The following is a 293-nucleotide window of genomic DNA, read 5'->3' as shown; positions in this document are numbered from 1 at the left end:
AAGCCCGTCTCACCCTTGCAATGGATGGCGATGATGCGGGTCGTAAAGCAGGTTTTAACCTCGCTGCACATGCCTATAGACAAGGCTTTGAGGTTTTTATCATGCAAGCCCCCTACGGTCTAGATTTCAATGATGTTTTGATACTGAAAGGTATAAATAAATGAGAGAGAATAAAAATAATATTGTCGATACCAACAATCAAAATGTTTCATGCAATGATAACGATAATGGCTCTTTAAATGATAAGACTTGTTTAGAAGCCATTCCTTATAAGCAAGCATTGCAACAAAATG

At 37.9% G+C, this 293-nt stretch carries 1 protein-coding gene; it reads left to right on the top strand.

Annotation, left to right across the window (positions count from 1 at the left end):
• Positions 1-164 (top strand): toprim domain-containing protein (locus tag ACFILW_RS10515; RefSeq protein WP_375685810.1); only part of this gene is annotated, 164 nt, incomplete at its 5' end.
• Positions 165-293: the final 129 nt, after the last annotated feature.

This window comes from Bartonella sp. TT110JLCBS (genome assembly GCF_042193405.1).
Taxonomy (GTDB): Bacteria; Pseudomonadota; Alphaproteobacteria; order Rhizobiales; family Rhizobiaceae; genus Bartonella.
This window is presented reverse-complemented; position numbering and strand designations above follow the sequence as displayed.